At 68.2% G+C, this 8,774-nt stretch carries 9 protein-coding genes; 4 read left to right on the forward strand and 5 right to left on the reverse strand.

The genetic code is table 11. The features are described 5' to 3' along the window. Window positions 1-262 (reverse strand): SAM-dependent DNA methyltransferase (locus IT182_19050; protein ID MCC6165449.1); only part of this gene is annotated, 262 nt, incomplete at its 3' end. Window positions 263-473: 211 nt separating this feature from the next. Here IT182_19050 and IT182_19055 point away from each other — a divergent pair. Next, on the forward strand, window positions 474-2,036 hold the full coding sequence (locus IT182_19055; GenBank protein MCC6165450.1) for a hypothetical protein: 1,563 nt from the start codon (window positions 474-476) through the stop codon (window positions 2,034-2,036). A gap of 42 nt (window positions 2,037-2,078) precedes the next feature. On the opposite strand, the gene IT182_19060 is transcribed toward IT182_19055, so the two are convergent. After that, window positions 2,079-3,254: a beta-lactamase family protein gene (locus tag IT182_19060; protein MCC6165451.1), complete on the reverse strand. Its 1,176-nt coding sequence runs from the start codon at window positions 3,252-3,254 to the stop codon at window positions 2,079-2,081. A 187-nt stretch (window positions 3,255-3,441) separates the two neighbouring features. On the opposite strand from IT182_19060, the gene IT182_19065 reads away from it, so the two are divergent. After that, window positions 3,442-4,407, forward strand: coding sequence for a DUF4349 domain-containing protein (locus IT182_19065; GenBank protein ID MCC6165452.1), 966 nt, complete (start codon window positions 3,442-3,444; stop codon window positions 4,405-4,407). 57 nt (window positions 4,408-4,464) lie between these two features. Here IT182_19065 and IT182_19070 read toward each other — a convergent pair whose 3' ends face one another. Continuing rightward, a complete protein-coding gene (locus tag IT182_19070) occupies window positions 4,465-4,779 on the reverse strand; it encodes a hypothetical protein (GenBank protein MCC6165453.1) in 315 nt (104 codons plus the stop codon). A gap of 346 nt (window positions 4,780-5,125) precedes the next feature. On the opposite strand from IT182_19070, the gene IT182_19075 reads away from it, so the two are divergent. Next, entirely contained in the window at window positions 5,126-6,415 is a 1,290-nt protein-coding gene (locus IT182_19075; protein ID MCC6165454.1) for a hypothetical protein, read from the forward strand. Window positions 6,416-6,473: 58 nt separating this feature from the next. Here IT182_19075 and IT182_19080 read toward each other — a convergent pair whose 3' ends face one another. Both IT182_19080 and IT182_19085 read right to left on the reverse strand, forming a co-directional pair. Further along, on the reverse strand, window positions 6,474-6,617 hold the full coding sequence (locus IT182_19080; protein MCC6165455.1) for a hypothetical protein: 144 nt from the start codon (window positions 6,615-6,617) through the stop codon (window positions 6,474-6,476). Between the two features lie 112 nt (window positions 6,618-6,729). Next, entirely contained in the window at window positions 6,730-7,587 is an 858-nt protein-coding gene (locus tag IT182_19085) for a M20/M25/M40 family metallo-hydrolase (GenBank protein ID MCC6165456.1), read from the reverse strand. A gap of 695 nt (window positions 7,588-8,282) precedes the next feature. Between IT182_19085 and IT182_19090 the strand changes: the two genes are divergently transcribed. Next, a partial coding sequence (locus tag IT182_19090; protein MCC6165457.1) for a hypothetical protein occupies window positions 8,283-8,774 on the forward strand: 492 nt, incomplete at its 3' end.

An 8,774-nucleotide genomic window follows, 5' to 3' on the forward strand; every position in this document is an offset into this window, starting at 1 on the left:
CGGCGCGGTACTCGTCGGGATCTTCGGGGTCGGCGCCCGACGTCTTGTCGGCCGTGAGCGCGGCGTGCTTCTCCTCGAACGCGTCCGAGATGTACTTGAGGAAGATGAGCCCAAGCACCACGTGCTTGTATTCGGCCGCGTCCATGTTGTTGCGGAGCTTGTCCGCCATCTGCCAGAGCTTCTCTTCGAAGCCCACCACGGCATCGGACGTGGAGCCCTTCTTCGCGCCCGCCTTCTTCGCCCCTGTGTCACGCGTCGCCATCGCGTCTCCCGTCCCGACCGCGCGGCTGCGCGTCGATCCACTGGTCGAGCTCGGTACGCTTGATGCGTCGCAAGCAACGGCATCAGGCTCCAAGCCGAGCCATTCTATGCCGGCGCAACTGGCCGCCTGCCCCGTACGCTCGAGCTCTGGTCGATAGTAGAGTGCCCACATGTCTTCGTTCTCGTCTTCGCGCACTCACGTTCCTGCGAGCGTGGCCGATACGGCTGTACCCGGACGGCGGGCGTTCCTCTTCGGGTTGACGGCAGGGATGTCGGCGACGGTAGTGACTGCGCGGCGTGCAGCGGCGGCGGTCGAGGAGGCGGTGAGCTACGAGGCATTCGGCGCGATCGGCGACGGCAAGGCCGACGACCTGCCCGCGATCGTCGAGGCGCACGCGGCCGCCAACGCGCGCGGTGTGCCCGTGCGGTCCCGGCCAGGCGCCACGTATCATCTCGGCCGGCGCGCGCTCACGGCGGTCGTCACGACCGACACCGACTGGGGCACATCGCGCTTCATCATCGACGACACCGACGTCGAGAACCATGGCGCGTCGCTCTTCTCCGTGCGCTCGCGGCTCGAGCCCGTTCCACTGGCGATCACGACGCTGAAGCGGGACCAGCGCCGGCTCGACGTCGAGCCTCCACGCGACTGCTGGGTGCGTGTGCAGCACGACAGGACGCGCGTCTACATCCGCCGTGGTCTGAACCAGAACGCCGGGACGCCCCCGCACGACTGCTTCATCCTGCGCCGCGACGGCACCATCGAGGGCGACATCGACTGGGACTATCCGGTGGTGACCGAGGTCGAGGCCCGTCCGATCGACGAACGTCCGCTCGTGCTGACGGGCGGCGTCTTCACCACCATCGCCAATCGGATGCGGCAGCCGAAGGGCTACAACTACTGGGCGCGCAACATCGCGATCACGCGCTCACGCACCCTTGTGCAGGGCCTGACGCATCACGTCACGGGTGAAGGGGAGTTCGGCCATCCCTACAGCGGATTCCTCCACGTCAGGCGATGCGCCGACGTCACACTGCGCGATTGCGTCGTGAGCGGCCACAAGACCTACTCCACGATCGGAGCGATCGGCGAGCCGGTGCGCATGGGCAGCTACGACCTGAACGCCAGCGACGTGGTGAACGTCACGCTGCGCGGCGTTCGCATGGACGACATCTGCGACGCCACGCGCTGGGGCGTGATCGGCACCAACTTCTGCAAGAACATCCTGCTCGACGACTGCACGCTCTCGCGCATGGACACGCACCAGGGCGTCTCAGGCACGTACACGATCCGCCGCTGCACGCTGGGTCACGCCGGGCTCAACGCCATCGGTCGCGGCGTGCTGACGGTCGAGGATTCCACGCTCAACGGCCGCGCGTTCCTCTCGCTGCGCAGCGACTACGGCAGCACATGGGAGGGCACGGTCGCGATCCGCAACTGCCGCTGGCGTCCCGGATGCGGTGCGCCGATCCAGCCGTATCTGATCAGCGCCAACAACGACGGCCGGCACGACTTCGGCTACCCGTGCTTCATGCCGCGTGAGATCGCTGTCGACGGCCTGGCGATCGATGACAGCCACGCCCCTCCGGACTATCAGGGACCGTATCTGTTCACCGACCCGAACGGCTCCGGGAGCGACGCGTCGCCGCGGCCGTTCCCGTATCGACCCACCGAGCGGGTGACGGTGCGCAACGTGACGGTCGCCAGCGGCCGCCCGCTCCGCACCTCGCCAGACACGGAGTTCGCCGCCCGCGTGCGCGTGATCGCGACGTAGTGCCTCCGCATCCGTCGGCCGGGCTCTCCGGGCCAGGCCCGATCAGCGTTCGGCCTTCCAATACGCGTTGACGATGGCGTCGCGCAGGCTGTCGTCCACGGCTCGCGTCGTGTTGCGCGGATCGGAGGCCTCGGTCACGTGCGTGTTGAACGACACGACATAGCCGGAACGCGACGGCCTGTGGACGTAGAGGTGCGAGATGAAGCCGTTCTGATTGCCGCTGTGTCCGACCAGCTCGACGCCGTCATGCCGCTCGATGAAGCACGAGAGTCCTGCCCGAACGTCTGCGCCGCTGGTGCCTTCGCCGTCCCTGGCCGCGATCTGCGGCGTAGCCATCTCGAGGAGTGACGCGGGCGCGAGGATCGTCTCGTTGCCGTCGATGAGGAACGCCAGGTACGCCGCCATGTCCGGCAGCGGCGCGTTCAGGCCGCCGTTGGACACCGTGATGCCGGAGTCGAAGTCGAAGGGCTGCTCGCGGAGATCCCCGGCGGCGCCGCTGTAGCTGTGGGAACGATGCGCACGGAGATAGGCAGGCGCGCGGTCGAAGAACGTCCGCGTCATGCCGAGCGGCATCAGGATGTTCTTGGTGACGTACACCTCGTAGTCGTCGCCGGAGAGCGACTCGATGATCCGGCCGAGAAAGATCACGCCGGGATTCGAGTAGCTGTACTGCGTACCCGGCCTGAACAGCAGCTCGGTGTAGGGCATCATCGCGACAAGCTGCGTCCAGCGCGTCGGCTCGAACGGATGCCACGGTCGATCGCCGCCCCACGGCCAGGTGCCTGCCCGGAAACCGCCTGTGTGAGACATCAGGTGGCGGATCGTCACCTGCGAGATGTCGCCGAACCGATTGTGGACGTCGCGCAACTCCGGGACGTACTTCACCACGGGGTCGTCGAGCGAGAGCAGACCGCGATCGCGCAGCTGCATGATCGCCACGCCGGTGAACGTCTTGGTGATCGACGCCCAATGGAAGATGGTGTCGCGATCCACGGGCCTCCCCGTCCCTCGGTCCTGAAGTCCCACGACCGTCTCGTGCGCAACGGCGCCGTCCTTGACGAACACCACGCTCGCGCCGACGATGCCGGCCTGCTGCACCCGCTCGCGGAACGTCGTGGCGACGCGTGACCAGGCGTCCCCGGGCGGCGCGGCGTGCAGGCCCGCGACGGTCGAGACGAGGGCGGCGAGCAACGAGAGCCTCAGGCGATGACCTGTCATGTCCGCGCATTGTGTGTCGAGCGGCGCGCGTGGGCAACCAGACGTCCATCACGCCGCCGATACACGGTCGATGCCTCGCCGGGATCTCGCCGCACGTGTTCGGGCCGGTGCCGCCCGGCGTTGAACAATGCGGCTCCGCTCACATCGCACGCGGCGCGTTGCGCGCCGGAGAGCCGCGGGAGACACCATGGACGCACGATGGACGATCGCCGCCGCAACACTGGTCGTGGCGGCATGCGGTGGAGGCAATGCGAGCTGGTCAGACAACGCACCAGGCGCGATACGTGCGTCACGCGTCTCGGCAGAACCCGCGGGCGCCATGGAGAGCATGGCGGCACCGGCGCCGGCGAGCGACGCTCAGGCGCGTGGAGGCGACGGGTCCGTCAGTCCCGAGGCGGTACAGGCCGACACTGCGACCAGCTATCTGGCGTACGCGTACAGCCAGCGACTGGAGCTCCCGGGCACTCGGCTCGCGGCGGTGATGGACGGCCACCTCGCCGCGTGTCAGGCGGCGGGAGAAGCGCGCTGTCAGCTCATGGGATCGTCTCGCGATGGCGAGCCGGACGCCCAGATGAGCGGCCAGCTCACGGTGCGTGGCGAGCCGCAGTGGCTGCGCGTGTTCATGCAGACAGTGGCGTCCGACGCGGCAGGTGCCGGTGGCAGGCTCGTACACAGGGGGGCGTCCACCGAGGATCTCACGCGCAACATCGTCGACAGCGAGGCGCGCCTGCGTGCGTCGCGTGCGCTGCGCGACCGGTTGATGCGGCTCCTCGAATCGCGCCCCGGGTCGCTGCAGGATCTGCTTGCCGTCGAGCGCGAGCTGGCGCGCGTTCAGGCGGAGATCGACGCGACGGAGTCGACGCTGGCGGTGATGCGCAGGCGTGTGAGCATGTCGACGCTCACCGTGGCGTACCAGTCGCCCGCACCGAGTGTCTCGACGCAGACGTTCGGTCCGCTGCGCGATGCGGTCAAGCAGTTCGTCGCGCGTGCGGTGGAGAGCACCGCGGTGATCGTGTCCATCGTGGCGTCTCTGCTGCCATGGGCGGTCGTTGTCGCATTGCTCGTCTGGGGTTTGAAGCGACTGCGTCGCGCGGCTCGCCATCGCCGGGCCGCCGCACGCGACGCGGGCGCCGACAGCGTGGACGCCCGCTAGTCAGACACAACATGCCACGACGTGGCGACCGGCACCGGAAGGCCGATACCGACCCCGTCAGGGAAGGTTGTCCAGGTCGGCGAGATCCTTGTGCCGACCGGCGGCACGCTTGTTGGTCTTCAGATCGGTCAAGGAAATGACAGGCACGTGCAGACCGTCCAGCTCGACGTCAGTCGCGTTCTGGCGACAGGTATCGAACTCCACGCCGTCGATGGCTGTCATCACCTCGATACGGAATGGTGGCGTGCCGAATCGCACGACGCTGGATGAGCTCAGGAACAGGTCTGGCACGAGTGCCGGGACGTCGAAGCCGAACTCGTGCAGTGCGCTGACGATCTGCGCGGCGTTGTCGGGCGTGGCGGCGACCCACACGTCGAGGTCGATCGTGGCGCGTGGATAGCCGTGCAGGCCAACGGCGTACCCCCCGACGAGCAGCTACTCAACGCGATACGCGTTGAGCAATCTCAAGAATTCTCTGAAGTCGTCCGGTAGTTGCGGTGCGTCCATAGACCACTCGGCGCATTGTTTCGATGGCGGCGAGGCGTTCTTCAGGTGTGCGCGACCACCAGTAGCGCCGGTCGTCGGGCTCGTCGCGCAGGCTCTGCACCGAGACGGCTGTTCGATCGACGCATGGCTCTGATGGCGGCACGTCGGCAGTATACGTGTTCGTCCGCCGGCACAGGCGTGCAGCCGTGCGGGGTCCGGCTATAGTCTGCGGATGCCGGACGCACGTCACGTCACGCGCCGCACGTTTCTCGATTCGCTCGCGGCGACAACCACGCTCGGGCTCGCAGGCACGCCCGCCGCTCGCGCGATCGCGCAGCCGTCGATCACGAGCGCTGGTACCGGAGCGCCGCCGGATCTGCCGCGCTCCACGGCAGCCGCGAACGCAGACCTGGGCTCGAACTTCGGTTTCGTCGATGCGCTCGGCCGTGAGGCCCGATATCCCGGGTCATTCCTGTCCGGCGGCTTCTCCTCACTGGACGCGTTCACCACCGCGGGGCGACGCGCCATTCTCGATGCGTACGCATACCAGCCGGCATCGGTCGACCCCGCACCAGAGGTGGTCGACCGCTACGAGGGCCCCGACTTCGTGCGCGAGAAGGTGGTGTTCTCCACGACGACGGGGTTCCGTGTGCCGGCGTACGTCCACGTGCCCAGGGGGCTCACCGGCCGCGCTCCGGCCATCGTCGATCTGCACTCGCACGGCGGCATGTTCCTGTTCGGCAAGGAGAAGGTGATCGACTTCGGGCGCAACCACCCGTCGATGACGCGGTATCACGCCGAGAACTACGCCGGCCGTCCGACGGCCACGGCGCTGGTCCGACGCGGGTACGTGGTGATCACCATCGACGCGTTCATGTTCGGCGAGCGCCGGGTGCTGATGGACGCCGATCTCGCAGCAGGCTGGGACCGCGCGGCCTACAGCGTCGACGATGTGCAGCGCTTGAATCAGGTGTGCCGGACGAAGGAATCGACGCTGGCCAAGACGCTGACCGTGCTCGGCCCGAGCTGGCCGGGCATCGTCGCCTGGGACGACATGCGGACGGTGGACTATCTCGTCACGCGGCCCGAAGTCGACCCATTGCGTATCGGCTGTGTTGGCGTGTCGTTCGGCGGATGGCGCTCGCTGTTCCTCGCCGCACTCGATCCACGGATCTCCGCCGGATGCATCGTCGGGTTCATGTCGACGATCCGTTCGATGCTGAGGCGCCACGTCGACACGCATTCATGGGTGCACTTCGTGCCCGGCCTGCATCGCCACCTCGACCTGCCGGATGTCGCGGCGCTCACGGCGCCGCGGCCCCTGCTCGTCCAGCAGTGCCGCCGCGACGGCCTCTTCCCCCGCGACGGCATGGATGCGGCCGTGACGGCGATCGCGGAGAGCTACGCGCGCGCGGGCCTGGCCGACAGGTTCACGAGCCGCGTCTACGACGTACGGCACGAGTTCAACGTGCAGATGCAGGACGATGCGTTCGCGTGGTTCGACACGCACCTCCGCGCCTGACGTGACCGACATTGCAGGTTCACGGAAGGACTTCTGCAGATTCGCGGAGTGAGAGACGTCACTCCGGAGCGATGAGTGTGCCGTTCGCGAGGCTTGCGAAGGTGTCGCGAGTGACAAAGACGGCTTCGGCGGCCTGCGGGAAGCGCCCGTAGAAGCCATCGAGCGCGCGTGCGTGGCGCTCCTGCGGCGCTCGCCACGACACTCCAGTCGCGGGCGACGTCGAGGACGTCCATTGTGTCGAGCCTACTCGACAGAATTGATACCGTCGACTGTACTCGACACAACGGCGACGCGCGGCCGCGGGCCGCCAGGGCCTACGGCTTCATCCCCTCGTTCCACACGGGCTTCTCCGTCGCGTTCGCCAGCCAGCGTACCGGCTCGACGAGCGACGCGATCGCGTCGCGCATGTGCGCGATGTCGATGTGGCGCAGTTCGTCGGCCGGCGTGTGGTACTCGGTGTGCAGGCCGTAACTCGACACCGTGTGCGCGACTACGCCACGCAGCGCGAAGCGGATGTTGTCGGACCGGAAGAAGAACTGCTGCTGCGGGTGCGGGTCGGCCACCAGATTGGCGCCGTGCGCCGCGAGTTGCGGGCCGAGCGTCGACCGCTCGAAGCCGGTCAGCCACAGCGTGCCCGGAGGCACCTTCGGATCGGGACGGCCGATCATCTCGATCTGCAGGTCCGCAACGATGTTGGAGAGTGGGATCACCGGACGGTCCACGAAGTACCCGGCGCCGAAGCCGCCGGCCTCTTCGCTGCCGAACAGCGCGAATACGATCGACCGGCGTGGCCGAGGTCCGTTGACCAGCGCTCGTGCCAGTTCCAGCACCGCCGTCACGCCAGACGCGTCATCGTCGGCGCCGTTGTTGATCGTGTCGGCCACGCCATCAGTGGTCGCCGCGGCGCCGATGTGATCGAGGTGCGCAGACAGCACGATCGTTTCGGTGTCGGCAGCCGGATCGGTGCCACGCAGGCGGCCGACGGCGTTCCACGTCGCGGTGCGCGTGGCAGCAACGCGATCGGTGCGCAACTCCACGCGCGTGCCGTCGGCGAGCGCGGCGATGGCGTCGAAGGCTTCGGGGAGCAGCGTCACCGCTGTCGATCCTGCCGATGGAGCCGGAGGCACGCCGACCAGTTCGCTCGACACCCATTCCGGCAACTGCCGTGTCATCGCCGCCCAGTTGGCCGCCTGCGCGCTCGTCGCCCGGCGCAGAACGAGTGACGCGCCACTCAGTTGCCTCGGTGCGTCCGCGCTGGGTGGCACGACGACAACGGCTCCCCGCGGCACCGGTGTGCCGGCGGCGTAGCGGAGCAGCGGTCCGCCGATCCGATCGGCGGGGATCGATCGCACCAGGAAGTCCTGGCCGCGCGTCAGCGTCGTCTCACCGGCTGTCAACGTCGACGGCGTCTTCACGCCGTAGCGCTGCACCTCGATCTTCTGCACGAACCACCCGTCGTCGCCCATCGGCTCGAGTCCAAGCGCCGCGAGCTGCGATCCGATGTAGGTGGCGGCGATCCACTCGTCGCGCGTCCCGCTGCCGCGACCGTTCAGTGCGTCACTGGCCAGGAACCGCATGTGCGCGTCGATGTGACGGGCCTCCACGCCATCGGTGCTCCGCCCCGTCGAGGTGACAGCTGGCGACGGCGCCACCTGACCTGACGTGCGTGTCGCGCAGCCGGTTCCGGCGAGGGCGATGAGAACGAACCACGAGAACGCGGACGATCGAGTTCGAGACAGCATCGCGAGATTGTAAGCTCGCGCTGCCGCCCACTCCGGCCGTCGGGTCCATACTGGGAGGACTGCGCCATGATCCGCCCACTCCTTCGCCGGCACCCGACGCCGAGATCCCGCCGCCTGCTCCCGCCATGTCTCATCTCGTGACGCAGCGTGTCGCGGCACTCGTCGCGGCGGCGGCCGGCGGCCTGTTGCTCATCGCCCTCGCCGTCGCCAATGCCGCGGGCTATCGCTTCGGCGTCGCCGATCAGGCCTTCTACCTGCCGTCCATCCTCGAGGCGGCCGACCCGGCGCTCTACCCGCGCGACGATCAGCTGATCGATGCGCAGGGACGGTTGATGGTCACCGACGAGATCACGGCGTGGCTGGTCACGCACTCCGGGATCAAGATCGAGACGTTGTTTCTCGCCAGCCACCTGGCGAGCCTTGCGCTGCTCTTCCTGGCCGTGTGGCTGCTGGGCCGGCGGTTCGCCCGGCATCGGTGGACGGCCGTCGCTGGCTGCCTGGCGGTGACGCTGCGGCACCGCATCATGGAGACCGGCGCCAATACGTTCGAAGGCTATTACCATCCGCGCGGCCTGGCGTTCGCGTGCGGCGTCGCCGCCGCCGCGGCGGTGGCGCGC

Source organism: Acidobacteriota bacterium, assembly GCA_020845575.1.
Taxonomy (GTDB): Bacteria; Acidobacteriota; Vicinamibacteria; order Vicinamibacterales; family Vicinamibacteraceae; genus Luteitalea.